The sequence below is a fragment of the Bradyrhizobium sp. B097 genome (assembly GCF_038957035.1).
Taxonomy (GTDB): Bacteria; Pseudomonadota; Alphaproteobacteria; order Rhizobiales; family Xanthobacteraceae; genus Bradyrhizobium.
The window spans coordinates 4,594,015-4,617,605 of sequence record NZ_CP152412.1 but is presented as its reverse complement, the minus strand read 5'-3'; the positions used below and the strand labels follow the sequence as shown (position 1 = coordinate 4,617,605).

At 63.5% G+C, this 23,591-nt stretch carries 25 protein-coding genes and 1 tRNA gene; 20 read left to right on the top strand and 6 right to left on the bottom strand.

Features of this window, described 5'->3' with window-relative positions; translation table 11 throughout:
* Nucleotides 1–21 precede the first annotated feature (21 nt).
* A complete protein-coding gene (locus AAFG07_RS21775; protein ID WP_342729025.1) occupies nucleotides 22–456 on the top strand; it encodes a hypothetical protein in 435 nt (144 codons plus the stop codon).
* Between the two features lie 44 nt (nucleotides 457–500).
* Here the strand turns inward: AAFG07_RS21775 and ppk2 are convergent, their stop codons facing one another.
* Both ppk2 and AAFG07_RS21765 read right to left on the bottom strand, forming a co-directional pair.
* Nucleotides 501–1,301: a polyphosphate kinase 2 gene (ppk2, locus tag AAFG07_RS21770; RefSeq protein WP_342729024.1), complete on the bottom strand. Its 801-nt coding sequence runs from the start codon at nucleotides 1,299–1,301 to the stop codon at nucleotides 501–503.
* Nucleotides 1,302–1,326: 25 nt separating this feature from the next.
* Nucleotides 1,327–1,779, bottom strand: coding sequence for a hypothetical protein (locus AAFG07_RS21765; RefSeq protein ID WP_342729023.1), 453 nt, complete (start codon nucleotides 1,777–1,779; stop codon nucleotides 1,327–1,329).
* A 155-nt stretch (nucleotides 1,780–1,934) separates the two neighbouring features.
* Between AAFG07_RS21765 and AAFG07_RS21760 the strand changes: the two genes are divergently transcribed.
* From AAFG07_RS21760 to AAFG07_RS21720, 9 genes are all read left to right on the top strand, one after another.
* Nucleotides 1,935–2,378, top strand: a complete 444-nt coding sequence (locus AAFG07_RS21760; protein WP_298374503.1) for a hypothetical protein — start codon at nucleotides 1,935–1,937, stop codon at nucleotides 2,376–2,378.
* Entirely contained in the window at nucleotides 2,371–3,603 is a 1,233-nt protein-coding gene (locus tag AAFG07_RS21755) for a biotin/lipoyl-binding protein (protein WP_342729022.1), read from the top strand. The genes AAFG07_RS21760 and AAFG07_RS21755 overlap by 8 nt, the downstream gene beginning before the upstream one ends.
* 24 nt (nucleotides 3,604–3,627) lie before the next feature.
* A complete protein-coding gene (locus AAFG07_RS21750) occupies nucleotides 3,628–4,041 on the top strand; it encodes a hypothetical protein (RefSeq protein ID WP_342729021.1) in 414 nt (137 codons plus the stop codon).
* 107 nt (nucleotides 4,042–4,148) lie between these two features.
* Nucleotides 4,149–5,459 carry a TAXI family TRAP transporter solute-binding subunit gene (locus AAFG07_RS21745; protein WP_342729020.1) on the top strand — a complete coding sequence of 437 codons (1,311 nt, stop codon included), beginning with the start codon at nucleotides 4,149–4,151 and terminating at the stop codon, nucleotides 5,457–5,459.
* 87 nt (nucleotides 5,460–5,546) lie between these two features.
* Nucleotides 5,547–7,172 (top strand): DUF3300 domain-containing protein, encoded by a 1,626-nt coding sequence (locus AAFG07_RS21740; RefSeq protein ID WP_342729019.1) that lies wholly within the window; start codon nucleotides 5,547–5,549, stop codon nucleotides 7,170–7,172.
* Nucleotides 7,169–8,101 (top strand): DUF2950 domain-containing protein, encoded by a 933-nt coding sequence (locus AAFG07_RS21735; protein ID WP_342729018.1) that lies wholly within the window; start codon nucleotides 7,169–7,171, stop codon nucleotides 8,099–8,101. The genes AAFG07_RS21740 and AAFG07_RS21735 overlap by 4 nt, the downstream gene beginning before the upstream one ends.
* Before the next feature lie 16 nt (nucleotides 8,102–8,117).
* Nucleotides 8,118–8,549 (top strand): hypothetical protein, encoded by a 432-nt coding sequence (locus AAFG07_RS21730; protein ID WP_342729017.1) that lies wholly within the window; start codon nucleotides 8,118–8,120, stop codon nucleotides 8,547–8,549.
* Nucleotides 8,550–8,981: 432 nt separating this feature from the next.
* Nucleotides 8,982–9,485 (top strand): type II toxin-antitoxin system antitoxin SocA domain-containing protein, encoded by a 504-nt coding sequence (locus AAFG07_RS21725; protein WP_342729016.1) that lies wholly within the window; start codon nucleotides 8,982–8,984, stop codon nucleotides 9,483–9,485.
* 84 nt (nucleotides 9,486–9,569) lie between these two features.
* A complete protein-coding gene (locus AAFG07_RS21720) occupies nucleotides 9,570–10,274 on the top strand; it encodes a hypothetical protein (RefSeq protein ID WP_342729015.1) in 705 nt (234 codons plus the stop codon).
* Nucleotides 10,275–10,422: 148 nt separating this feature from the next.
* Here the strand turns inward: AAFG07_RS21720 and AAFG07_RS21715 are convergent.
* Nucleotides 10,423–10,512 (bottom strand) — tRNA-Ser (locus AAFG07_RS21715).
* A 247-nt stretch (nucleotides 10,513–10,759) separates the two neighbouring features.
* Between AAFG07_RS21715 and AAFG07_RS21710 the strand changes: the two genes are divergently transcribed.
* Entirely contained in the window at nucleotides 10,760–11,191 is a 432-nt protein-coding gene (locus AAFG07_RS21710) for a low molecular weight phosphatase family protein (RefSeq protein ID WP_342729014.1), read from the top strand.
* Here the strand turns inward: AAFG07_RS21710 and AAFG07_RS21705 are convergent.
* Complete coding sequence (locus tag AAFG07_RS21705; protein ID WP_342729013.1) at nucleotides 11,184–11,618, bottom strand: NUDIX domain-containing protein; 435 nt, start codon at nucleotides 11,616–11,618, stop codon at nucleotides 11,184–11,186. The genes AAFG07_RS21710 and AAFG07_RS21705 overlap by 8 nt on opposite strands.
* Before the next feature lie 871 nt (nucleotides 11,619–12,489).
* Here AAFG07_RS21705 and AAFG07_RS21700 point away from each other — a divergent pair.
* Nucleotides 12,490–13,398, top strand: coding sequence for a septal ring lytic transglycosylase RlpA family protein (locus tag AAFG07_RS21700; RefSeq protein WP_342729012.1), 909 nt, complete (start codon nucleotides 12,490–12,492; stop codon nucleotides 13,396–13,398).
* A gap of 50 nt (nucleotides 13,399–13,448) precedes the next feature.
* Here AAFG07_RS21700 and AAFG07_RS21695 read toward each other — a convergent pair whose 3' ends face one another.
* Complete coding sequence (locus AAFG07_RS21695) at nucleotides 13,449–14,384, bottom strand: alpha/beta hydrolase (protein ID WP_342729011.1); 936 nt, start codon at nucleotides 14,382–14,384, stop codon at nucleotides 13,449–13,451.
* Nucleotides 14,385–14,559: 175 nt separating this feature from the next.
* Between AAFG07_RS21695 and AAFG07_RS21690 the strand changes: the two genes are divergently transcribed.
* The 8 genes from AAFG07_RS21690 (at nucleotide 14,560) to AAFG07_RS21655 (ending at nucleotide 22,539) form a co-directional block, all read left to right on the top strand.
* Entirely contained in the window at nucleotides 14,560–15,819 is a 1,260-nt protein-coding gene (locus tag AAFG07_RS21690; protein ID WP_342729010.1) for a D-alanyl-D-alanine carboxypeptidase family protein, read from the top strand.
* 1 nt (nucleotide 15,820) lies between these two features.
* A complete protein-coding gene (gene tmk, locus AAFG07_RS21685; protein WP_342729009.1) occupies nucleotides 15,821–16,507 on the top strand; it encodes a dTMP kinase in 687 nt (228 codons plus the stop codon).
* Nucleotides 16,504–17,544: a DNA polymerase III subunit delta' gene (locus AAFG07_RS21680; RefSeq protein WP_342729008.1), complete on the top strand. Its 1,041-nt coding sequence runs from the start codon at nucleotides 16,504–16,506 to the stop codon at nucleotides 17,542–17,544. Before tmk ends, AAFG07_RS21680 begins: the two co-directional genes overlap by 4 nt.
* A 73-nt stretch (nucleotides 17,545–17,617) precedes the next feature.
* Nucleotides 17,618–19,576: a methionine--tRNA ligase gene (gene metG, locus AAFG07_RS21675; protein ID WP_342729007.1), complete on the top strand. Its 1,959-nt coding sequence runs from the start codon at nucleotides 17,618–17,620 to the stop codon at nucleotides 19,574–19,576.
* A gap of 14 nt (nucleotides 19,577–19,590) precedes the next feature.
* Nucleotides 19,591–20,382: a TatD family hydrolase gene (locus AAFG07_RS21670; protein ID WP_342729208.1), complete on the top strand. Its 792-nt coding sequence runs from the start codon at nucleotides 19,591–19,593 to the stop codon at nucleotides 20,380–20,382.
* On the top strand, nucleotides 20,379–21,185 hold the full coding sequence (locus AAFG07_RS21665) for an MBL fold metallo-hydrolase (protein WP_342729006.1): 807 nt from the start codon (nucleotides 20,379–20,381) through the stop codon (nucleotides 21,183–21,185). Before AAFG07_RS21670 ends, AAFG07_RS21665 begins: the two co-directional genes overlap by 4 nt.
* A 147-nt stretch (nucleotides 21,186–21,332) precedes the next feature.
* Entirely contained in the window at nucleotides 21,333–22,091 is a 759-nt protein-coding gene (locus tag AAFG07_RS21660) for a nitroreductase family protein (protein WP_342729005.1), read from the top strand.
* Nucleotides 22,072–22,539, top strand: coding sequence for a MarR family transcriptional regulator (locus AAFG07_RS21655; RefSeq protein ID WP_342729004.1), 468 nt, complete (start codon nucleotides 22,072–22,074; stop codon nucleotides 22,537–22,539). The genes AAFG07_RS21660 and AAFG07_RS21655 overlap by 20 nt, the downstream gene beginning before the upstream one ends.
* A 47-nt stretch (nucleotides 22,540–22,586) precedes the next feature.
* Here the strand turns inward: AAFG07_RS21655 and AAFG07_RS21650 are convergent, their stop codons facing one another.
* Nucleotides 22,587–23,528, bottom strand: coding sequence for a transposase (locus AAFG07_RS21650; protein ID WP_342725362.1), 942 nt, complete (start codon nucleotides 23,526–23,528; stop codon nucleotides 22,587–22,589).
* Nucleotides 23,529–23,591: the final 63 nt, after the last annotated feature.

The following is a 23,591-nucleotide window of genomic DNA, read 5'->3' as shown; positions in this document are numbered from 1 at the left end:
ACCGATCCCTGGAGGGAAATCATGAGGAAAGTGGATTTGCTTGGAGCTCTCGCCGCGCTGGCAATCGGATTGGCTGGCTTCAGTACGCCGACGCTGGCCGAAACCGGCGCGGTCGCCGTCATCTTCACCAAGGGCGGTTTTATCGTTGGTGTCGGAGGCGGCGAGGGCGTACTGACCCTGCGAGGCAAGCATTATCCGTTCACCGTGTCGGGCATGAGCGTCGGCTTCACGATCGGCGCCTCGACCACCAAGCTTGTCGGGCGCGCCATCAACCTGAGGGGGCCCGGCTCAATCGAAGGCTCGTACAGCGCCGCGGGCGCTGGAGGTGCGATCGCCGCGGGCGCCGGAGGAGTGCAACTGCAGAACGCCAATGGCGTGATCCTGCAGCTCAGCGGCCCGAAGGTCGGCGCCGAAGTCTCGGCCGCCGTGGGCGGTGTCACGATCCGCCTGAAATAGGTGGCAAGGACCCGGGCTTGCGCATCCGGCGCGGCCTGGGCCTTTCAGTAGCGTTCCTCGACGAACTTCATCCCCCGCAGACCGGCCTGATCGTTGTAGCGTCCTTTGCCGGCGCGCCTTGGCAGTTTCACCTTGTCACGCCTGACCCGTCCGTAGGGGATCGTCTTCAGGAGGTGCGCAATGCAGTTCAGTCGTGCGCGCCGCTTGTCGTCGGAACGGATGATGTGCCAGGGCGCATGCTTCGAGCTCGTCGCCTTGAACATCAGGTCACGTGCCCGGGAATAGTCGTACCAGCGCCGGTAGGATTCGGTGTCCATCGGGCTCAGCTTCCACTGCCGCAGCGGATCGTCGATCCGCGCCCTGAAGCGGCGTTCCTGTTCGTCCATCCCGACCTCGAGCCATAGCTTGATCAGGATGATGCCGCCCTCGATGATGTATTGTTCCATTTGCGGGCAGAGCGAGAGGAACCGCTTGTGCTCCGCCGGCGTACAGAATCCCATCACATATTCGACGCCCGCGCGATTGTACCAGCTGCGATCGAAGATCACGATTTCGCCGGCGGCCGGAAACTGCTGCATGTAGCGCTGGATGAAGAGCTGGGACTTCTCACGATCGGATGGCGCGGGCAGGGCGACCACGCGAAATACGCGCGGGCTGACCTTCTCGGTCAGGGCCTTGATGGTTCCGCCCTTGCCGGCCGCATCGCGCCCCTCGAACAGGATGATGACCCTGAGCTTGTTCGCCTTCACCCATTCCTGGAGATGGCAGAGCTGGATCTGCAGCTTGTGCAGCTCTTCCTCATAAGGCTTGCGCTTCATCTTTCCGGAGGAATTTTCCTTCGCCATTGATACCCGTCCATCGTTTGAGCTGTTAGCCCCACGCAATGACGATGCCGATGTCGCCGGGCATGCCGCCGGGGTATTCAACGACCTGGTATCGGATGCGGTAGCCGCGCGGTTGCAGGTAGTCCGCCCAAAGCTGGTATATTTCCTTCGGAATGCCCGTCAGCGTCTTTTCCCAGCCCGCCTCCATCTGATTGATGGCTCGCCCCTTGTCGGTGCACAGCGTGTTGGGGAAGCGGTAGACCTGCACTTCGGTCAGCCCGTTGCGTACCGCACGCTGAATCACCGTCGAGGCCAGCTTGACCTTCTCGTCCTCGCTGAGTCCGGACGGCTTGCTCAACCGCTCGATCAGGGCGCGCTTCTCGGCCTCCACAGCCGCCGCGCGCTTGGCATGCTCCTCGGCCTTTTCCGCTTCCTTGAGCGAGGCCTGCTTCTGGATCTCGTGCGCATTCGGGATCAGGTCATCGATTTTGTCTCGCATGGCTGGGGACTCCTAAGCCCAAGCTTCGACCATGCCTCAAACGGTAGGAGCGAACCAACCGGCTTCATTGATCCAGATCAAGCAAGCTGCATGGCGGAAATGCACGGTACGAGGCACGGCTGCGACGCGCCAGGCGCCCGGACGGGAGATGAAATTTGAGCGAACAGATGCATCCGGCAGCTCCCCATCATCTGCCGTTCTTCATTCCCGGCGCCGACGGGTCCGACACCCTGATGGTGGTGATGGGCATTTTCCTCGTAGCGACAGTTCTATGGGTTGGCACCCTTTACTGGAAGCTGCACAGCCTGCCGGAGCGCATGGCGCACAAGTCCCAGAAGCTTCAGTTTGAGATCGTCGCCGTGCTCGGCCTGATATCGCTCTTCACCCACATGCATATCTTCTGGGTCGCCGGCCTGCTGCTGGCACTCATCGACCTGCCGGATTTCGGCACGCCGATGCGCAGCATTGCAGACTCCGTCGAGCGCATCGCCGACGCGACGCCGGGCGCGCCCGCTGCCGAACCGGAAGCCGAATCCGGACCTGCCGGCAGCCCTGACGTCCGCACGCCCGCGAAGCAGGAGGTGCACAACCATGCTTGAGCTCATGATCTGCTCGCTGGTGACGATCCTGCCGGATTACCTCTACCGCCGCTATCGGCAAGGCAAGCGGTTCGGCAAGGAGATCACGTTCTTCTCTGTCTGGTACGAACTGAGATGGGGCATCACCGGCTGCCTGATGCTCACGATCTCCCTGATCACGATGATCTTCTACTTCCATCCCTCGACAACCTCCGCGGCGATCTACTTCAGGACCGTGCCGATCCTGCCCGAAGGTTCCGGCCGCGTCGTCGAGGTCAATGTCGACTTCACTGCGCCGGTGAAGAAGGGCGACGTTCTGTTCCGGCTCGATAGTTCGAAGCAAGAGGCTGCGCTCGAGACCGCCAGGCGAAAGATCGCCGAGGTGGATGCGTCGCTGATCTCGGCGCAGGCCGATGTCGTCAAGGCGGACGCTCAGATCGGGGAGGCAAAAGCCTCATTGCAGCAGGCCAAGGACGAACTCGATGTGAAGAGCGAATTGCAGCGCCGCAATCCCGGCATTGTGCCGCAGCGTGACATCGAGAAGCTGCAGGTGCTGGTTGATCAGCGGCAGTCCGGCGTCGATGCGACTAACGCCGTCAAGGAATCGGCGACGTTGCGCGTCTCCACACTCCTGCCGGCCGAGAAGGCGAGCGCCGAGGCCGCGCAGGCGCAGGCGCAGGTGGATCTCGACAAGACGTTCGTCCGTGCCGGCGTCGATGGCCGCGTCGAGCAATTCGCCGTTCGCCCCGGAGACCTTGTCGCCCAGATCATGCGGCCGGCCGGAGTCCTGATACCGGACGAAGCGGGCCGCAACAGGTTGCAGGCGGGGTTCGGGCAGATCGAGGCCCAGGTGATGAAGCCGGGCATGGTTGCGGAAGCCACGTGCATGTCGAAACCCTGGGTGATCATTCCGCTGGTCGTCACCAGCGTGCAGGATTTCATCGCCGCCGGTCAGTTTCGGGCCACCGAGCTGCTGATCGACCCGCAGAACCTGCAAAAGCCGGGTTCGATCCTCGTGTTTCTTGAGCCGCTCTACAAGGACGGCCTGGATGGCGTGACGCCGGGCAGCAGTTGCATCGTCAATGCCTACACCAGCAACCATGACGTGATTGCCGATCCGAAAACCGGCGCGTTGAAGGGTTTTGCCCTGCACGCCGTCGACGCGACCGCACTCGTTCATGCACTGCTGCTGCGGATCCAGGCTCTGCTGCTGCCGATCCAGACGCTGGTGCTCAGTGGTCATTGACGGGCGCGAACAGGGAGACTGCAGATGAAGTCGGACGGCAAGCTTCGTGCAATCGTGGTGGCGGGCATGATCTTCGCACTGCCGGATCATGCGCTCGCGTTCGATCTCGCCGGCGCCTGGGCCACGAGCGCGAATCAATGCGGCAAGGTGTTCGCCCGCAAGGGCAGGGCGAACCAGGTCACGTTCGCGAATTTCTCCGGGGTCTATGGCGGCGGCTTCATCGCAGAGGCCGATCGCCTGAGGGGCAAGTTCGAGAACTGCAAGATCAAATCGCGCAAGGATGACAGCAAGGACATCAATATCATCGTGAGTTGCGCGTCGGGGATCATGGTGTCCAACGTGCAGTTCTTCCTCAAGGTCGTCGACGACGACACCATCACACGCGAGTTTCCGGGTATCGAGGGGATGCAGGTCTCCTATCATCGCTGCAAACTCTAGCGGCATGCAGCCTTTGACCCTTTCTGCGGCCCGATATATTGAGCGCTGTGAAGCAGAATCCGGTCAACGCCGGATTGACCGAGTAGCGCGCCGTGGATCCCAGCAATTTGCCAAGGTCGTTGCGCATCGCCGTGGTCGTCGGGCTCGTGCTGATGCTCGGGGGTGCCAGCCTATTCGCCTATCGCTGGCATCTTCGACCGACAACGCTCACGGTCGCCGTCGGTTCGCTCGATGGCGAGGCGAACAAGCTCATTTCGGCGATCGCCGGCAAGCTCGCGGAGTCGAAGGCGACGGTCCGGCTTCGCCTGGTCCAGACCACGGGGCCGCTCGAGTCTGCCGCTACGTTCGCGTCCGGAAAGGTCGACCTTGCGGTGGTGCGTGGCGATGTCGGCGACCTGTCACAGGCCCAGGCCGTGATCGTGCTGGCCCATGCCGCCGTGCTGATCGTTGCTCCGCCCGGGGCCTCGATATCTGACGTGACGGAGCTGAAGCGCACCACGCTCGGCGTGATCGGGTTCGACACCAATCAGAAGCTGATCAAGGTGTTATCGGACGAGTACGATCTTGCGCGCGCAGGCGTGACGTTCAAGCCGCTTCTGCCCTCGGACGCGCGCCGGGCGCTGGAAACCAAGGAAGTCCGCGCCATCCTGCTCGTGATTCCCCTGACCGAGAAATATCTGTCCCTCCTGCGGGGCGTTCTCCCGCACACATCGCGAACCGGCCCTGTGATGATTGCCATCGAGTCCGCGGGCGCGATTGCCGAAAAGGAGCGAGCCTACGAAAGCTTTGACGTGCCCAAGGGAACATTGCGGGGCTCGCCGCCAATTCCCCCCGATGACCTGACGACGCTGCGGACCTCGTTCTACCTGGTGGCGCAGAAGAAGCTTGGCAACGACCTGATCGGCGACCTGACCCAGGCGATCATGACCGCACGGCACGATCTGCTTGCTGAATTGCCCGGGCTGGCGCAGATCGTGACGCCCGACACCGATGCAGATGCCTACATCCCCGTACATCCGGGCGCGGCCGCGTTCTACGAGGGCACCCGGGAGAGCGTTCTCGATCGATGGGGAAATGCGATTTTCCTGGCGCCGATGATCGCGGGGGGCCTTGCATCGGTGCTTGCCGCGGCCTGGAAATTTCTCCGGCCGGTCGAGACTAAGAGCCGCCAGGAAGCGCTCGACATGCTCTATGCGCTGGGACCTCGGATCCGGGCGGCCGAGCATGTGCCGGAGCTGGAAGAGATCGAGCGCGAAATCGACCAGGTGCTGCGGACGCAGCGCAGCCAGCCGGTCGGGGACGACAAGAGCGAGCGTGCCGTCACCGCGGTGAACGTTGCGGCCCATCGGCTCGAAAGCCTGATCCACGATCGCCGCGCCCATCTTGCGTCGCGGCAAGAGGGCCAGGTCGGAAGCTGAGCGAACCGGCGCTTTCCTTGATCTCGATCAAAGGGCGGACGTGGCCCGTGGCCGATTCTGTCGACCGTCGTGTCGATGGAGGTGGCCATGTTCCGTTGGGGCAAGACCCTGCTTGCGATTGCGCTGATGTCGGTAACGCCCGTTGCCGCATTGGCGCAGACTGCCGACAAGCCGCCGGCCCAGGCCAGCCAGCCGGCCGCCGCAGCAACGCAGCCGGCCGATCAACTCCTGAAGCCGGAGCAACTGGAAGCCCTGGTGGCGCCGATTGCGCTTTATCCGGACTCGCTGCTGGCCAATGTGCTGGCGGCTTCGACCTATCCGCTCGAGGTCGTCCAGGCCGATCGCTGGCTGAAGGAGCGCAAGAGCCTGAAAGGGGATGCGCTCAAGGCCGAGGTCGACAAGCAGGCCTGGGATGACAGCGTAAAGGCACTCGCAAGCACCGCTGACGTGCTGTCGATGATGAGCGACAAGATCGATTGGACAAAGAATCTGGGCGATGCCGTGCTGGCCCAACAGGCTGACGTCATGGACGCGATCCAGCGGCTGCGCAGCAAGGCGCAGGCCAACAACAAGCTGGTGACGACCAAGCAGCAGAAGGTCAGCGTCCAGACCCAGGAGAACAAGCAGGTCATTGTCATCGAGCAGACCGATCCGGACACGGTCTACGTTCCCTACTACGATCCGGCCACGGTCTACGGCGCGTGGCCATACGCTTCGTACCCGCCGTACTATTTCGGCTATCCGTCCTATATCGGCGCCGGTGTGATCGCGGCAGGCCTTGCCTTCGGCGCCGGATGGGCGATCGGGCGCTGGGGCAATTATTGGGGTGGCGGCTGCAACTGGGGCAATCGCAACGTCTATGTGAACCATTTCAGCAGAACCAACAATATTGCGAACGGCTGGCAGCACAATATCGCGCATCGCCAGGGCGTTCGCTACAACAACAGCAGCGTCCAGCAGCGCTTCGGCGGCAACAACAATCGTGCCGGCGTCAGCGACCGGATGAACTATCGCGGCCGCGACGGTCAGCAGGTTCTCAACCCGGGCGGCGATCGCGCGGGTGGCGCAGATCGAGCAGGAGACCGCGGCGGCGATCGCGCCGGAGATCGCGCCAGAGGTGGCGACCGCGCCGGTGCCGGCAACAAGGCCAAGGGCGTCGGCGATCGCGCAAAGGCCGCCAACCGTGGCAGTGCCGGTAACCGCGCCGCTGCGGCTAATCGCGGCGGCAGCAGTCGCGGCGGCGCCATGAACGTGTCGTCCGGACGGGCAGCCGCGGCGGCATCGGCGCGCGGGCGATCGAGTATGGCCAGCATGCCGCGCGGCGGCGGCGCAAGCTTCGCCGGCCGTGGTGGCGGCGGAGGCTTCCATGGCGGCGGCGGAGGTGGTTTCCGAGGCGGCGGAGGAGGTGGCGGCTTCCGCGGCGGCGGTGGCGGCGGGCGGCGTTCCGACATCGCGCTCAAGCACGATATCGAACTGCTTGGCTATCTCGCCAACGGCCTCGGCTATTACCGCTTCAGCTATCTCGGCAGCAACAAGGCCTATGTCGGCGTGATGGCGCAGGAGGTCGAGCAAGTGATGCCGGCGGCGGTGACACGCGGCGCCGACGGCTATCTCAGGGTCTATTACGACAAGCTCGGTCTCAAGTTCCGCAGCTACCACGACTGGCTTGCCGCTGGTGCGAAGATTCCATCCCCGTCGGAGGCTTCACGATGACAGGCACTTCGTACTTGCGATTGGATCGCCTGGCTTGGATCGGCATCGCGGCGGCCGCAGCATTCGCCTTGCTACTCTCTCCCGCTCGCGCCCAGCAGGGCTTCCCCAATCCGGAAGATGCGGCGTCCGCCTTGGCAACCGCCGTCAAAGCCGGCACGAGCCGAGCCATGCTGAAGGTGCTCGGCCGCGATGCTGTCGATATCATCGAGTCCGGCGACGATGTCGCCGACGCCAATGCGCGAGAGCGCTTTCTGTCGGCCTACGACGCCAGGCATTCGATCAAGGCCGACGGCAACAAGAAGGCCACCCTGATTCTGGGGCCGGACGATTTCCCGTTCCCGATCCCTCTCGTCAGCAACCAGGACGGCTGGAGTTTTGATGCGGCTGCGGGGCGTCGCGAAATCCTCTATCGCAGGATTGGCCGCAACGAGCTTGCGGCGATCCAGACCTGCCTCGCCTACGTCGACGCGCAGAATGAATATGCCGAGAAGGATCGCGGCGAGGGTGTGGGCACCTACGCCCAGCGCATCGTCAGCAGGCCGGGCAAGACCGACGGCTTGTTCTGGCGCGACGACAAGGACCCGAGCCCGCTCGGTGAGCTGGCGGCCCAGGCCGCGGCGGAAGGCTACAAGGTCGGCGAGCAGCCCGAGCCCTACCACGGATACTACTATCGGATCCTGAAGGCGCAGGGCTCCGATGCTCCGGGCGGCGCGCTGAACTATGTCGTGAAGGGCAAGATGATCGGTGGATTTGCACTGGTCGCCTGGCCCGCCGAGCACGGCAATTCCGGCGTCATGACCTTCCTGGTCAACCACGCAGGTACTGTCTTTCAAAAGGATCTCGGTTCACGCACCGATTTCCTCGCCAAGCGCATGATCGTCTTCGATCCGGATCAAACCTGGAAGAAGGTCGACCCTACAAATCCTTGAGCGAAGAGGGGCTCAAATGATGCAAGGCATCCGTCCCGTCATACTGGCGCTTGTCGCGATGGTTCTGCTGGTCGCGCCGTGCTTCGCTCAGGCCACCGGCCACGTCCAGGTCAAGTTCGTGAAGGCGGCGCTCGTCGTGGGTGGCGGCGGCGGGAGCGGCACGCTCACCTACCGTGGGCGGCACTATCGGTTCATCGTGTCCGGCTTCAGCCTCGGCGTGAGCGCGGGCGCATCGGTGACCTGGCTGGAAGGCACCGCCTCAGGCATCAGGGAAGTCAACGATTTCGCCGGCAGCTATACGCTGGTCGGGGGAGGCGGCGCGTGGGCCGCCGGCGTAGGGGGAGTGAGTATGCGAAACGAGCGCGGTGTTCTGCTCACGCTCAAAGGGCCGAAAGCAGGCCTGGAATTTGCAGCAAATCTCGGCGGGTTGACGATCTCGCTGCAATAAACTCAGGTTTCTTGCGTAGCGCCGGCTTTCCTTCAAAATCTCCTTAAGGAGGGATACTTCGCCCGCGCTCGAAAATTGAGGAGCCGCCAAAGCAGCGAGGATCGCGAGAAGCCGCAGCTATTTTGTCATAGAGACGTTCCGATGAAAGGGGCTCCACTCGATCCTGGTTTTCGTTGTGTTCGTCGACAAGTCCCCGGCGCTGCACCGCGCGGAAACATCATCCGCCTCATCGGACCAACGCACGTACGGACCCAATTTGAGCGATCGACCGACCGACCGAATTTTCGTTCGCTATTTGTTCTAGATGTGCTATTGATTCGAAGCGTCGCGGTGTCGATTGCGGGGAACGATGCCCCATTCGGTCGAGTCGTCAGTTAGGGCGATATGAGCCACTGTATAGAGGCGAGGCGACGACTCTGGTAACGCACGGTCATGTATGAAGCTCGCAAGATATGCAACTTCCTTCTGGCGAATTTCGACGCGGTCGAGTTCGATCTGACAAATTTGCGGATCAACAAGTTACTGTTTTTCATTCAGGCGGGCGCGCTGAGGGAGATGCCCGATGGTCTGATCCGAAATCATTTTGAGGCTTGGCAATACGGGCCGGTGATTAAACCGGTCTTCGACGCGTTCAAAATCCACAAAGACAACCCGATCACCGGGCCTGCTCAATTCCTGGACTATGCGTCAGGTCAACGCATTCCGGTGCCGTATGATGACGTTCGAGAAGAGCATCAGAAGATCATTGTTCGCGAATTCAATGCCTACAGCCGGTTCACAACCGGCCAACTGGTATCGCTCTCTCATGAGGCAAATGGCCCTTGGGACATCGTGTATAAGGCGCACCTCGCAGACCCAACGCTGAGCCCGCGTATTCCGAACCAACTAATCCGCGAGCATTTTGCCGGGGAACGGAAATCCACAGTTCGCCATTAACGGAACTTTTAGGGTATATTGCGCGCAGCGGCCGAATCAGCCTATTCCCTCGCTATTCGGCTCCATGTCGCAGGAGATGCCTAGATGGCGGGGCGCGGAAAGTACTTTGAGCTTCTGGATTTACCGAAGTTTGCGTATCCGTCGGTCGTCGGTATGGATGCCGCTCTAACCGCAAACAATCTCTCTGAGCGATTGGCGGGCGGCGGCTTCATGTCGTACCAGATGATCTGGCCGCGATTAGAGCCAATCGTTGCCGGACTTGCCACGGACGCCTACATTAAGGCCGCTTTCAGCCCGTATCCCGATGATCCGAAGCAAAGCTGGAAGAACGTCGCAATCCAAGATGTTGTCCGGCTCCTCAGAGATCATTTCGGTGGCAGGGGCCGCTGGTACCGTCACATCGAGAAGCCGAAGAGGGTGCTCGGTTTTTGGTTCAAGCCGAGCATCAAGGGCGTGTGGTGGGTGGACGGCAAAGGCTATGCAGTCCTCATCAATGCGCGTAAAGGACAACCGCTGTTCCCTGACCACATTCGGTTCCTCGCGCGAGGCATATACGAGCTTCATTGCGTCGAAGATCCGAACGATCCGATCCCGCTGATCATCGACGTAAGTGCACCTGAACTCGGCAAAGGCCGAACTCTCCGCGTCTATGAAATGCCAGTAGAGAAAGCCATCTCGCTCGACGAATTCGACGATGCCGTACGCCAATTCTTGAAGGCGTTGGCGCTCGCGGGAGTGGCTTTGCCAACCGACACGGCAGACGTAATCAGCCTGTTCAAGAGGCGGTAGCCCGTCCAGCAATTTCGATATCGCGAATTCCCGGCTCCGCAAGACGCCGGGTTTTTCGTTTCGCGCCACAAGCGCTATCGCGATTTGGCTAGTCGTTTGGTGAGTAAAAACCGCGAACCGCTGAAATTCTTGGTCTTTTTGACTTGACTGGCGGAAGGGGTGGGATTCGAACCCACGGTACCCTTGCGGGCACGCCGGTTTTCAAGACCGGTGCCTTAAACCACTCGGCCACCCTTCCGGATCATTCGGATCAGGCCCTTAGCGTAGAGCGACGCCGAACGCAACGCGAACTTGGCGAGAACACCGGAGCGAAATGGGCCGTTAGCTCGGTCCACCGGCAGCGAACCAACTGAATTTGAGCGCGAGGACAACCAGGGCTTCGGCCGATGCTACGGCGCCGAGGCCGCAGCAATTGGCTGCGGGTCATCGTCGCATACGCGCACCACGGTTGACCGCGACCATCGCCGTTGGCCATCATGATGCCCATGAAGCGCGTCCTCTTCCTTTGCACCGGCAACTACTACCGCAGTCGATACGCAGAGGAGCTGTTCAATCATCTTGCGCGCGGCGAAAACCTGCTCTGGCGCGCCTCCTCGCGAGGCGCCGCCGAACGCGGCTCGCCCGACAATGTCGGCGCCATGTCGGTGTTTGCCGATGACCGGCTTCGCGCCAACGGCATCGTTCCGGAGGGCGCCACGCGCTATCCGCAGCCATGTTCATTGGCTGACTTCGACGGCGCGGACCTGGTGATCGCGCTCAAGGAGGCCGAGCATCGTCCGCTGATCGAGCGGCGGTTTCCCGAGGTCGCCGACAAGGTGAGCTACTGGCATGTGCACGATATCGATGTTGCCCATCCCGCGGATGCGCTGCCGATGATCGACGAGCTCGTCCGCGAGCTGGTTTCATCGCTCAGGTAATTGGTTCGCGCTTCAGGAAGATCGCGAGCGCATATTCTGCCGGGCGTGCGAGCCTGCCGCTGATGCGTTCGAGGTCATCGACGGCGACGATCTCGAGGCGGCCTTCAGTGACCTTCAACCGGTCGATCGGCACGTCCCGCGCAAGGAACACCTCGCCGTGAAGGGTACCGCCCGGCGTCGAATGATCCGGTCCGAAATAGCGGCCGATCAGCTCAAAACGTTCGGGCGGCAGGTAGTAGCCAATCTCCTCGTGGATTTCGCGCACCACGCATTCCAGGAAGGTCTCGGTGCCCTCCCGCCGCCCGCCAAACAGGCTGATCTTGCCGGGATCGGAAACGTGAGGAAGGTCGTCGCGCAGTTGCAACAGCAACCGGCCATCCGTGCTGACGAGCAGCGCAGACGTTCCCTCTCTTACTGCGCCGGTCATGCGCGAATCCTCTCGCGGGAAAGGTGGGGGCGTGCGTCAGGACTGGGGCTACGAGAAGGCGGCGGATTTGCTGCGCGGATCGTCTCAGCTGGGTAGACGTCTGGCTCGTATCGCCAGCACTCTAACGCTGAATCCGGAGGTCGAGCGGCGAGGGTCGCCGCGGTCTTTCGCATGGGCGCAGATGGCGCCCAGGGCATCACATGTTCAGCCGAAAGCGAAGGCCAACAGGCTGGAGCACAGCAGCACGAGGCTTGCTGCGGTCAGGGTTAGAAACCCGTCGGAGACCAAATCGTGATTACGCATGACACACCTGCTTTCTACCGATGCTCATCCGAATTGATTAAAGCTTTCCGAACATTCGCTCCTGGAAAGAGGTGACGCGTCTTTCCGCCTTCAACGGACCGTCAGGCCCGGTACCGATAGCCTTCCACGGCGTGCGCCAAGAAGATCGCCGCACTCACCAGGCCCATCACCGCTGTAACCGTCTCGATCATCGCAAACTTTCCTTTGCGCCCCACGTCCGAGAGAAAACGATTGCAGCCTTGCACAGTCAAAAAGATTCAATTGTTGGAATTGAAGATGCCCCCCGACTGATGATTTGCTGCAACAGTGTGTGTGATAGCGGGACAGGCGAGGATGTTTTGCGCGCACGGAGGTCCGTAGAAGGACGGAGGAGGCGCAACAGACCATTCACCAAGACGCCACCGCCGGATGGCTCACCCCATTTCCGCCGTGTTCCGGTTGCGATATCTTCACCATCCGGTGCGGAGGTGGGCCGCACAGTGACAGAATCGATCCCGACGCCTCGCAGTAGGCGCGGGTCCGGACAGAATGGTACTTGGGGCAGATGGGGATTAGACGGCCAGATTCGATGATCCGGACGGCGCGCGGCGCCGTTGCGGTGGCCTCGTGCCTCGTCCTCGCCAATTGTGCCTCCTCGAACCAGTTCGCCAGCCGGGTCGATCCCAAATACGGCGTGTCCTCGAGCCCGCGTGTGGTGGCGCTCGGTGATCCCGTGCCGAAGGGCGGCGGCACCTACCGCATTGGCAAACCCTATGTCGTCGCCGGCCGCACCTATGTGCCGGAGGAGAACGAGAACTATCGCGCCGAGGGCATGGCGTCCTGGTACGGCGATGATTTCCACGGCCGCCTGACCGCCAATGGTGAGGTGTTCGACATGGGCTCGCTCACGGCCGCCCACCCGACCTTGCCGATGCCGAGCTACGCGCGCGTCACCAATCTGAGCAACGGCAAATCGCTCGTCGTTCGCGTCAACGACCGCGGCCCGTACCACGGCAACCGCCTCATAGACGTCTCGAACAAGGCCGCCGAACTGCTTGATTTCAAAGGCAATGGCGTCGCCCGCGTCCGCGTCGAATATGTCGGGCGGGCGCCGCTCGAAGGCTCCGACGACCGCCAGCTGATGGCGACCCTGCGCACCGGTACGCCGGCGCCGTCCCCGTCGATGGTCCGGGTCGCTTCGGCCCGGCCGTTCGTGCCGGAGATGTCGTCCTCGTCGGGCCGGGTCCGGGGCGATGTCCCGCTGCCTGAAGGGCGGCCCTACAGCCTCGGCAACACCCAGTCCGACTACGCCTCGGTCAGCGCCACCTCGGAAATGTCGGCCTCGAGCCGGTCGCACCGCCGCGTGCCGAACAATCCGCGCGAAGTCTCCTACGAGGGTGACGCGCGCTATGCCGCAACCCCGAGCGCGGCCACCGCCTATGTGCCGATCGACGCGCGTGGACCGGCCGAGGTGCTGAGCGGGCGCGGGCTCTACTGAATCAAGCCGTTTGCCGAATCAAATCGTGGCGAATCAAGCCTTTGGCCTGATCATTTCAGAAATGCGATCAGCGCCGCGTTGACCTCGTCGGGGCGCTCCTGCTGGATCCAGTGGCCGGCACCCTCGATAATCAGCTTCTGCCGCAGGTTCGGCAGCACGCGTTCCATGTCCGCGACCCGCTTGGCACCGATCAGCCCGGTAATCACCGAATCCTTCGAGCCGGCGATGAACAGCGACGGCTGATGGATCTGCGCGTCCTGCCAGGGCGCGGTCAGCTCCCAATTTCGGTCGAGATTGCGGTACCAGTTCAGGCCGCCGCGGAAGCCAGACTGCCGGTAGCCCTCGGCGAATTCGGCGATGTCGGCCTCGGTCAGCCAGACCGGCAGCGGCATACCGGTCGGCAGCTTGCCGAGGAAGCCCTTGGCTTCGTCGACGAACATCGAGCTCGGATCCGAGACACCGCGACCGAGCACCAGCCGCATGGTGTGGGCGATGTCGCGTTCGAACTCGGCCTCGGCCACGCCGGGCGGCTGAAAGTACTGCCAATAGAAATTGGTGATGCCGCTTTCGCGCAGGGTCTCCAGCGGACGGCCGCGGCCACGGAACGGCGGCGGCACGCTAAGGCCGGCGACCTTGGTGAAGATATCAGGACGGAACAGGGCCGCGTGCCAGGCAACCGGCGCGCCCCAATCGTGACCGACGATCATCGCCTTCCGCTCGCCGAGCGCGGCCACCAGCGCGACCATGTCGCCCACAGTATCGAAGATCGTGTAGGCGCCGACATCGACCGGCGCGGTGGTCCGGCCGAAGCCGCGCATGTCAGGGGCTGCAACCCGAAAACCTGCCGCGGCGAGGGCTGTGATCTGGTGCCGCCATGAGTAGGACAGCTCCGGCCAGCCATGGCAGAGCACGACCAGTGGGCCTTGCCCGGCCTCGCGCACGAACATGTCGATGCCATTGGCGGAAATGGTGCGGGAGGATGACATTCGCGTTTCCGCCTTGTTTGCCGGTTCTGCTGTCGTTAGCTGGTTCCAAAGATTACTAACAAGGATACGGGCGTTCAGCGCAGCCGGCAATCCAGCCGGCCGTGCACAAGCGGCGAAACCTCAGTTGTTTGCAATACTTCCAGCTGTTAGAACGCAGTCTTTCAGGACATCGCCGATGGCAGCCCAGATCGCAATTCCCCGCACGTTGTTCGCTCGCGCCGGGCGTTCTTGGCGTGGCCTGGTCGCGGCCGCGGTCGTGCTGGCGATCGGCTGCGGCGGGGTGGTCTATGCCGCCAACAACAGCGTCCAGGGCGCCAAGAAGGAAGATGGCGGGTTCGACGGCGATGCGCCGACCGCGATCCTGGTCGAGGCTTCCTCGGGCAGCGTGCTGTTCGAGAAGAATGCCGATGAGCTGCGCGCGCCCTCCAGCATGATGAAGCTGATGACGGCCGAGGTGGTGTTCGACGCCATCAAGAAGGGCGACATCAAGCTGACCGACGAGTATCGGATCAGCGAGAACGCCTGGCGGCGGGGCGGGGCGCCGTCCGGGACCTCCACGATGTTCGCCGCGATCAACAGCAAGGTCTCGGTCGACGATCTCCTGCATGGCGCGATCATCCCGAGCGGCAACGATGCCTGCATCGCGCTGGCCGAAGGCATCGCCGGCAACGAGCATACCTTCGCGACCGACTTCATGACCAAGCGCGCCCGCGAGCTCGGCATGACCAAGTCGACCTTCGGCAATTCCAACGGGCTGCCGGACCCGACCAACAAGATGACGGTACGGGAACTCGCGATCCTGGCGCGCCACCTCATCCTGACTTACCCGGACCGGTACAAGCTGTTCGGCGAAAAGGAATTCACCTGGAACAAGATCCGCCAGCAGAACCGCAATCCGCTGCTGAACGCTTTGCCCGGCGCCGACGGCCTGAAGACCGGCTACACCAAGGAAGGCGGCTACGGCATGGTCGGCTCGGCCGTGCAGAACGACACGCGGCTGATCGTCGTGGTCAATGGCCTCGAGGATTCCGACGACCGCGCGACCGAAGCCAAGAAGATGCTGGAATGGGGGTTCCGCAGCTTCGAGACCCGGGTCCTGATCGCGGCCAACCAGCCGGTCGGCTACGCCCGGGTGTTCGGCGGCGAGACCCGCTCGGTCAAGCTGGTCAGCCCCGATCCGATCAAGGTCATGGTGTCGAAGAACGGCAACGACAAGCTGCTCGCGCGCGTCATCTATAGCGGCCCGGTCAAGGCGCCGATCACCGCCGGCCAGCAGATCGGCGTCGTCCGGGTCTGGCGCGGCGGCAATGTCGCGATGGAGACTCCGGTGTTCGCGGCGAATGCCGTCGGCACGGGATCGACGATGCGCCGCGCGCTCGACGGCGCCCAGGAGCTTGTGATCGGAATGTTCCGCGCAGGGGTCGAGAAGCTCTGACATGGCGGAAGCAGCAGTCCAACGGCCGAGCTTGCGCGGTCGCTTCATCACCTTTGAGGGCGGCGAGGGATCGGGGAAATCGACCCAGATCCGCAAGCTCGCCGAACGGCTCGATGTCGCCAAGCTGCGCGCGATCGTGACCCGTGAGCCCGGTGGCTCGCCGGGGGCCGAGATCATCCGTCACCTCGTGCTGTCGGGGATGGGCAAGCTGCTCGGACCGGAAGCCGAGACGCTGCTGTTTGCCGCCGCGCGTGACGACCATGTCCGCACCGTGATCCTGCCGGCGCTCAACCAGGGCATCTGGGTGCTGTGCGATCGCTTCTTCGATTCCACGCGCGCCTATCAGGGCCAGCTCGGGCAGGTATCGCCCGGCCTCGTCAATGCCATGCAGCGCGTCACCATCGGCGATCTCAAACCTGATCTCACCTTCATCCTCGATGTGCCGGTCGAGGTCGGACTGCAGCGCGCCGCCCTGCGCCGCGGCAATGCCACGGCGGATCGCTTCGAAGCCGAGGGCATCAAGTTCCATCAGGATTTGCGCGATGCCTACCGCAAGATCGCGGCTGACGATCCACAGCGCTGCGTGCTGATCGACTCCACTGCCGAACCGGACACGGTCGCGGCGAGGATCTGGGCCGCGCTGCGCGAGCATCTGCGCGCAACGCTCACGGCGGACAGTCCCGCATGAGCGCACGCAAGGTCGAACAGGAGAACCCCGCTCGCCACCCGCGCGAAACCCCCGACTTGTTCGGGCATCGCGAGGCGGAGACCGCACTGCTCGATGCCTATCGCAGCGGTCGGATTCCGCATGCCTGGCTGATCGGCGGCGCGCAGGGCATCGGCAAGGCGACGCTGGCCTATCGCATGGCGCGGTTCGTGCTGGCGTTCCGCAATCCGAAGTCGTCCCAGGTTCAGGCGGCGCCGACGCTGCGGGTTGATCCGTCCGATCCGGTGGCGCGCCAGATCACGGCGGGCGCCCATGGCGGGCTGCTGGTGCTGGAGCGCGGCCTCAACGACCGCGGCGTGATGCGCACCGTGATCACGGTCGACGAGACCCGCGAGACGATCTCGTTCTTCGGCTCGACCGCAGCGGTCGACGGCTGGCGCGTCTGCATCGTCGATACCGTCGATGAACTCAATCCCAATGCCGCGAACGCGCTGCTGAAAATCCTCGAGGAGCCGCCGCAGCAGTCGCTGTTCCTGTTGGTCAGCCACGCGCCGTCACGGGTGCTGCCGACCATCCTGTCCCGCTGCCGCAAATTGCTGCTGCGGCCGCTGGAGACGGGCGATGTGGTCCGCGCGGCCACGGCCGCGACCGACATCGAGGCCGACGATCCGGCGCTGGCGGAAGCCGCGGCAGCGTCCGAGGGCAGCGTCGGGCGGGCGCTCTCGCTGCTCGGCGGCGACGCGCTCAAGCTGCAGCAACGCACGGCCGCGCTGCTCGCAACGCTTCCGAACGTCGATCCGCGCGAGCTGCACGCGCTGGGCGATGCGCTCGGCACCAGCGACCGCGTCGCGCTTGCCGCTTTCATCGACGGCATCGATCGCTGGATGAGCGAGCGCGTGCGTGCCGGCGACGCCAATGCCAATCTGCCGCGCCTTGCACGGCTGGCGGAGGTATGGGAAAAGATCGTCCGCGCCGCGCGCGATACCGAAGCCTACAATCTGGAGCGCAAGCCGCTGGTTTTCTCGGTGTTTTCGATGCTCGCGGACGCGACCCGATAGACGTCTCGTCTAACAACACATCCGTCTGACAACACTCCCGACAATCTCGTTTCGATCTGCAAAGGATTCCGTGGTGGCGACCGCTAAGAAGAAATCGTCGAAAAAGGCCAAGAAGACGAAGAAGGCATCGCCCGCGCGCGCGACCAGGAAAGCCACCGCGAAGTCGCGCGCTGCCAAGACCAAAAAGGGTGGACGCGTCACCAAGAAGGCGAAGAAAGCCACCAAGGCCAAGACAGGTGCCAAGAAGCCGGCGGCAAAGAAGGTCGCCAAAAAGGCCGTCACGAAGGCTGCGAAGAAGACCGCCAAGAAGGTTGCCACGAAGCCCACCAAGGCTCCGAAGGCAGCCGCTGCGGCCGTGGCTCCAGCTGCAAGGAAGCCCGCAGTGCCGAAGGCTCCGGCTGCCGAGAAGGCGGCAATTGTCCGCGCGCCCAAGCAACCCAAACCCGCAGCGACGGCTGCTGCGCGCGCGTCCGTCCCGGCACCTGCCGCGGACCGCGGCAACGCCTACTACATCACGACCGCGATCGCATATCCGAACGGTCAGCCGCATATCGGCCACGCCTATGAGGCGATCGCGACCGATGCGTTGGCGCGCTTCCAGCGGCTCGACGGCAAGGACGTGTTCTTCCTGACCGGCACCGACGAGCACGGACAGAAGATGATCCAGACCGCGCAGGGTGAGGGACTGACGCCGCACGCGCTCGCCACCCGCAACGCTGCGCGGTTCAAGGAGATGGACGAGCGGCTGAACGTCTCGTTCGACCGCTTCATCCGGACCTCTGAACCCGCGCACCACAAGTCGGTGCAGGAAATCTGGCGCCGCATGCAGGACAATGGCGACATCTATATCGACGCCTATGCCGGATGGTACTCGGTGCGCGACGAGGCCTATTACGCCGAGGATGAGACCACAGTCGGCGAGGACAATGTCCGCCGTGGTCCGCAGGGCACGCCGGTCGAATGGGTCGAGGAGAAGAGCTATTTCTTCAAGCTGTCGGCCTACCAGGACAAACTGCTGCACCTCTATGAGAGCCAACCCGATTTCATCGGCCCGGATTCGCGCCGCAACGAGGTGATGAGCTTCGTGCGCGGCGGGCTGAAGGATCTCTCGATCTCGCGCACCACCTTCGACTGGGGCGTCAAGGTCCCCGGCGATCCCGAGCACGTGATGTATGTCTGGGTCGACGCACTGACCAACTACATCACCGGCGTCGGCTATCCCGACGAGAGCGACAAGCACTGGCGCTACTGGCCGGCCGACGTGCATATCATCGGCAAGGACATCATCCGCTTCCACGCGGTGTACTGGCCGGCCTTCCTGATGTCGGCCAGCATCCCGTTGCAGAGGCGGGTCTATGCGCACGGCTTCCTGTTCAACAGGGGCGAGAAGATGTCGAAGTCGGTCGGCAACGTGGTCGATCCCTTCAATCTGGCCAACCAGTACGGCGTCGATCAGGTGCGCTACTTCTTCCTGCGCGAAGTGCCGTTCGGCCAGGACGGCAACTACAACCACGAGGCCATCGTCGCGCGCATCAATGCCGACCTCGCCAACGATTTCGGCAATCTCGCGCAGCGTTCGCTGTCGATGATCGCCAAGCAACTTGGCGGCGTGCTGCCGGAGCCCGGCGAGTTCAGCGACAGCGACAAGGCGATCCTGGCGCAGGCCGACGCCATGCTGGAGACATCGCGGACCGCGATGGCGACGCAGCAGATCCATCAATGGCTCAACACGGTCTGGGCCGTGGTCGCCGAAGCCAATCGCTACTTTGCCGGCGAGGCGCCGTGGGCCCTGGCGAAGACCGATCCGGCGCGCCAGAAGACGGTGCTGTATGTCACCGCCGAGGTGGTGCGCCAGATCGCGATCATGGCGCAGGCGGTGATGCCGGAATCTTGCGCCAAGATGCTCGACAGCCTCGGCATCCCAGCGGATGCGCGCAGCTTCGCGGCGGTCGCCGAGCGGATCAAGCCGGGCACGGTTCTGCCGGCGCCGGTCGGCGTGTTCCCGCGCTACGTGGAACCGAAGACTGAGTGAGCGGTTCGAAATTCATGCTGATCGACAGTCACTGCCATCTGGACTTTCCTGACTTCGCCGACGATCTCGACGGGATCGTCGGGCGCGCCGAAGCGGCCGGCATCGGCCGCATGGTCACGATCTCGACCCGGGTGAGGCGGCTCGGCGGTCTGCTTGCGATCACGGAGCGCTTTCCCGACGTCTACTGTTCGGTCGGCACTCATCCGCATCATGCCGACGAAGAGGACGGCATTCCGGCCAGCGAACTGATCGAGCTGACCAAGCACCCGAAGGTCGTGGCGCTCGGCGAGGCGGGGCTCGACTATTTCTATGAGCATGGTTCGCGCGAGGCGCAGGAGCGCGGCTTTCGCGCCCACATCGCCGCGGCACGCGAGACCGGTCTGCCGCTCGTCATCCACACCAGGGAGGCGGATGATGATTGCGGCCGCATCCTGGAGGATGAGGTCGCGAAGGGACCGTTCAAGGCCGTCCTGCACTGCTACACCGGCGGCCGCGAGCTCGCGATGAAAGCGATTGGGCTCGGGCTATCGATCTCGTTCACGGGCATCCTGACCTTCAAGAAGTCGGATGCCCTGCGCGCACTGGCCGCCGAGCTGCCGGCCGACCGCATCATGGTCGAGACCGACGCGCCGTATCTTGCGCCCGGCAAATTCCGCGGCAAGCGCAACGAGCCGTCCTACGTCGTCGAGGTCGCCAAGGTGCTCGCCGAAACCCGCGGCGTCTCCTTGGAGGAGATATCGCGGCAGACCACTGAAAACTTCTTCCGGCTGTTCTCCAAGGTGCCGGCGCCGAAGGTTGCTGCATGACGCTGACACTGACCATTCTGGGCTGCGGCTCATCCGCCGGCGTGCCGCGCCCGGCGCTCGGCTGGGGCGCCTGCGATCCCAACAATCCCAGGAATCGTCGCCGCCGCTGCTCGATCATGGCCGAGCGCACCATGGAGCACGGCACCACGCGGGTCGTCATCGATACGTCGCCCGATCTGCGCGAGCAGCTGATCGACGGCAATGTCGAGCACATCGACGCGGTGTTCCTGACCCATGAGCATGCCGACCAGACCCACGGCATCGACGATCTGCGCTCGGTGGTGCTGCACCAACGCCGCCGCATCCCGGTGTACTTCAACCAGTCGACCGCCAAGGACATCATGGCGCGGTTCTCCTATTGCTTCATCTCGCCGGAAGGCAGCGACTATCCGCCGATCCTGACCCGGCATTCGATCGAGGCCGGCGAGAGCCACGCGGTGCAGGGGAAGGGCGGTCCGCTGAAGCTCGAGGCCTTCCTGGTGCAGCATGGCCAGATTCCCGCGCTTGGCTACCGCATTGGCGACGCCGCCTACACGCCCGATCTGCACGACATTCCCGAGGCGAGCTGGCCGGCACTGGAAGGTCTCGATCTCTGGATCGTCGACGGCCTGCGCTATGCGCCGCATCCCAGCCATTTCAGCGTTGCCGACGCATTGTCGTGGATCGAGCGCTTCAAGCCGAAGCGTGCGGTCATCACCAACATGCATTCCGACCTCGACTACGAGGTGCTGCGGCAGAGCCTGCCGGCCGGCGTGATCCCTGCCTATGACGGCATGCGGCTAACGCTCGATCGAGCTGGCTGAAACCTCACACATCGCAGGGCCGGACTTGAGCGCCATCGCGGGCGCACGGTTCCGCGCGTCGAGATGATCGCCCGGCGCCGCTATCGGGCATTGACCTTTTGCGCCGTTTCGATATCGTTATGATCATAACGATATCGGGAGGCCTCGATGGCGGAAACTGTGGCAGCGCGCGATTACACCGATCGCACGCGATACGACGCGCTGATGGATGTCGTGAAGAACCGCCTGACGACCCGGGCCTTCGACGCCAGCTACGTGATGCCGCCGGAACACTACGACATGATCCTGGAAGCCGCGCGGCACGCGCCGTCGGGCGCCAATGCGCAACCCTGGCACTTCATTGCCGTCACCGATCAGGATCTGAAGAACAGGATCACGGAATATTTCCGCGAGGAGCAGGTCGCCCGCGCCCGGCTCAAGATGAAGTTTCCGACGCCCGATTATCGCGGCCTCGCGTCGGCCCCCGGCTTCATCGTCGTCGCCAGCGACTTCCGCTGGGTCAAGGCGTTTCCCGTGCTCAACGACGGCTCCGAGCTCGACAAGATGTACAAGGAGAATGCCGAGCGCATCCTGCTGCAGAGCGTGGCGGCGGCGACGATGTCGGCGCATCTCGCGGCGGCCGCGCTCGGCTATAACGTCTGGTGGGTGACGGCGATCGGGCAGGAGAAGGCCCAGCAGGCGATGAAGCCGCTGCTCGGCATCCCCGAGGAATTATCCGTGCTCGACATCATGTGCTTCGGTCCGCCGGCCAAGCCGCCGTACAAGCGCTGGAAGAAAAGCCTGGCCGACATCAGCAACTGGAACAGGTTCGATGATCAGCACTTCATGACCGAAGCGCAGATCGACGAATGGGTTTCGACCACGCGCCACAAGGTGATGTACCGAGATGCCGAGAACGTCGACTAAAGCAGCGGCGCCGATCAGGCGGGGCGCGCCGGACTACAGGCTGGAGGACCAGGTCGGCTTCCTGCTCCGCCGGGCCTATCAGCGCGCCTCGTCCAACCTGGTCGACCGGATCGGGTCCTACGACCTGACGGCCCCGCAATATGCGACCTTGGCCCGGCTCTACGAGCGCGGGGCGCTGTCGCAGAACCTGCTCGGGCGGCTGGTCGCCATGGAGCCGGCCAATATCCGCGACGTCGTGCTGCGGCTGAAGAAGCGCCGCCTGGTTGCGACCCGGCGCGACCCGACCGACAAGCGGCTGATCCTGATCGATCTGACCACAGCCGGCGTGGCGCTGGTCGAGCAGCTGATCCCGATCGAGATCGAGTGCACCGCGACGACGCTGGCGCCGCTCAAGGCCGACCAGAAACGAATGCTGTACGAATTGCTCGGCCGCCTTGCGGAGGGCTGAGCCGGCGCCACATACTCGCTGTCGTCCCGGGCTTGACCCGGCAACTGTTATGTTGGTTTGGTTTGCAGGTAGGGCTTTCGGTCTCGCATGATGGCATTGAGGACCGTCAGCAGCTTCCTGGCGACGGCGATGAGGGCGAGTTTGGCTGGTTTTCCGGCTTGTCGCAGTCGTGCATAGAAGGCCTTGAACGGATCAGCTCTGCGAACTGCGTTGAGGGCCGCCATATAAAGGGCGTCACGAACGCGCTTTCGGCCGCCCGCAATCTTGCGCTTGCCGCGGAAGGTGCCGCTGTCGACGTTGAAGGGAGCAAGACCAGCGAGCGCTGCGAGTTGCTTCGGTCCGACCCGCCCGAGTTCCGGCATCTGCGCGATGAGCTGCATGCAGGCCACGGGACCCACGCCGGGCAGCGAACGCATTAACTTCGCATCGTCCGCGATCTCCGCTTCGGCTTTAATCAATGCGCTGATGTCGGCCTCGATCTCGGCGATCTCGCGGTCGAGGACCTCGATGAGGCGGCCAATGCGTTCGGCCATGGCGCGATCGTCGGCCTCGCTGCGCCGGTTCTTCTCCTGGGCGCGCATGAGGACCAGCTGATCCCGCCGTTTTGCAAGCCTCGCCAGGGCGTTGCGTGCAGGATCGGCGACCTGCTCGGGGGCGGGCTGCATGGCCCGCGCAAAGGCTGCCAGCATCCGCGCATCGATCGGATCGGTCTTGGCGAGTAGGCCGCTCGCCCGCGCAAAGTCGCGGGCACGGGCCGGGTTGATCCGTGCGAAGCGGATGCCGGCCTGACGCAGCGCCTCGCGAAGCGCGAGGTCATAGATACCCGTCGCCTCGAAGACGACCAGCGCATCGCATTGCCAACGCGCCACCTGCTGTGTGATGGCCTGTGTCGCGTTGGCAATGCGCCTCGGCACGCCGTCAGCCTCATCAAAGATATCGAGGTATTTTTTGGAGATGTCGATTCCGACGTAACGAAGAGCTATGGTCACGGTGCCTGTCCCTGTGATGCGAGGTCTGTTGGCGCAGCCTCGTGCAACTGTTCAGGTTGATAG

What these genes read in the sequence shown, in the direction of transcription:
- AAFG07_RS21775 (WP_342729025.1), top strand. Translation starts at nt 22, where the DNA reads ATGAGGAAAGTGGATTTGCTTGGAGCTCTCGCCGCGCTGGCAATCGGA.
- ppk2 (WP_342729024.1), bottom strand. Translation starts at nt 1,301, where the DNA reads ATGGCGAAGGAAAATTCCTCCGGAAAGATGAAGCGCAAGCCTTATGAG.
- AAFG07_RS21765 (WP_342729023.1), bottom strand. Translation starts at nt 1,779, where the DNA reads ATGCGAGACAAAATCGATGACCTGATCCCGAATGCGCACGAGATCCAG.
- AAFG07_RS21755 (WP_342729022.1), top strand. Translation starts at nt 2,371, where the DNA reads ATGCTTGAGCTCATGATCTGCTCGCTGGTGACGATCCTGCCGGATTAC.
- AAFG07_RS21750 (WP_342729021.1), top strand. Translation starts at nt 3,628, where the DNA reads ATGAAGTCGGACGGCAAGCTTCGTGCAATCGTGGTGGCGGGCATGATC.
- AAFG07_RS21740 (WP_342729019.1), top strand. Translation starts at nt 5,547, where the DNA reads ATGTTCCGTTGGGGCAAGACCCTGCTTGCGATTGCGCTGATGTCGGTA.
- AAFG07_RS21735 (WP_342729018.1), top strand. Translation starts at nt 7,169, where the DNA reads ATGACAGGCACTTCGTACTTGCGATTGGATCGCCTGGCTTGGATCGGC.
- AAFG07_RS21730 (WP_342729017.1), top strand. Translation starts at nt 8,118, where the DNA reads ATGATGCAAGGCATCCGTCCCGTCATACTGGCGCTTGTCGCGATGGTT.
- AAFG07_RS21725 (WP_342729016.1), top strand. Translation starts at nt 8,982, where the DNA reads ATGTATGAAGCTCGCAAGATATGCAACTTCCTTCTGGCGAATTTCGAC.
- AAFG07_RS21720 (WP_342729015.1), top strand. Translation starts at nt 9,570, where the DNA reads ATGGCGGGGCGCGGAAAGTACTTTGAGCTTCTGGATTTACCGAAGTTT.
- AAFG07_RS21710 (WP_342729014.1), top strand. Translation starts at nt 10,760, where the DNA reads ATGAAGCGCGTCCTCTTCCTTTGCACCGGCAACTACTACCGCAGTCGA.
- AAFG07_RS21705 (WP_342729013.1), bottom strand. Translation starts at nt 11,618, where the DNA reads ATGACCGGCGCAGTAAGAGAGGGAACGTCTGCGCTGCTCGTCAGCACG.
- AAFG07_RS21700 (WP_342729012.1), top strand. Translation starts at nt 12,490, where the DNA reads ATGATCCGGACGGCGCGCGGCGCCGTTGCGGTGGCCTCGTGCCTCGTC.
- AAFG07_RS21695 (WP_342729011.1), bottom strand. Translation starts at nt 14,384, where the DNA reads ATGTCATCCTCCCGCACCATTTCCGCCAATGGCATCGACATGTTCGTG.
- AAFG07_RS21690 (WP_342729010.1), top strand. Translation starts at nt 14,560, where the DNA reads ATGGCAGCCCAGATCGCAATTCCCCGCACGTTGTTCGCTCGCGCCGGG.
- tmk (WP_342729009.1), top strand. Translation starts at nt 15,821, where the DNA reads ATGGCGGAAGCAGCAGTCCAACGGCCGAGCTTGCGCGGTCGCTTCATC.
- AAFG07_RS21680 (WP_342729008.1), top strand. Translation starts at nt 16,504, where the DNA reads ATGAGCGCACGCAAGGTCGAACAGGAGAACCCCGCTCGCCACCCGCGC.
- AAFG07_RS21670 (WP_342729208.1), top strand. Translation starts at nt 19,591, where the DNA reads ATGCTGATCGACAGTCACTGCCATCTGGACTTTCCTGACTTCGCCGAC.
- AAFG07_RS21665 (WP_342729006.1), top strand. Translation starts at nt 20,379, where the DNA reads ATGACGCTGACACTGACCATTCTGGGCTGCGGCTCATCCGCCGGCGTG.
- AAFG07_RS21660 (WP_342729005.1), top strand. Translation starts at nt 21,333, where the DNA reads ATGGCGGAAACTGTGGCAGCGCGCGATTACACCGATCGCACGCGATAC.
- AAFG07_RS21655 (WP_342729004.1), top strand. Translation starts at nt 22,072, where the DNA reads ATGCCGAGAACGTCGACTAAAGCAGCGGCGCCGATCAGGCGGGGCGCG.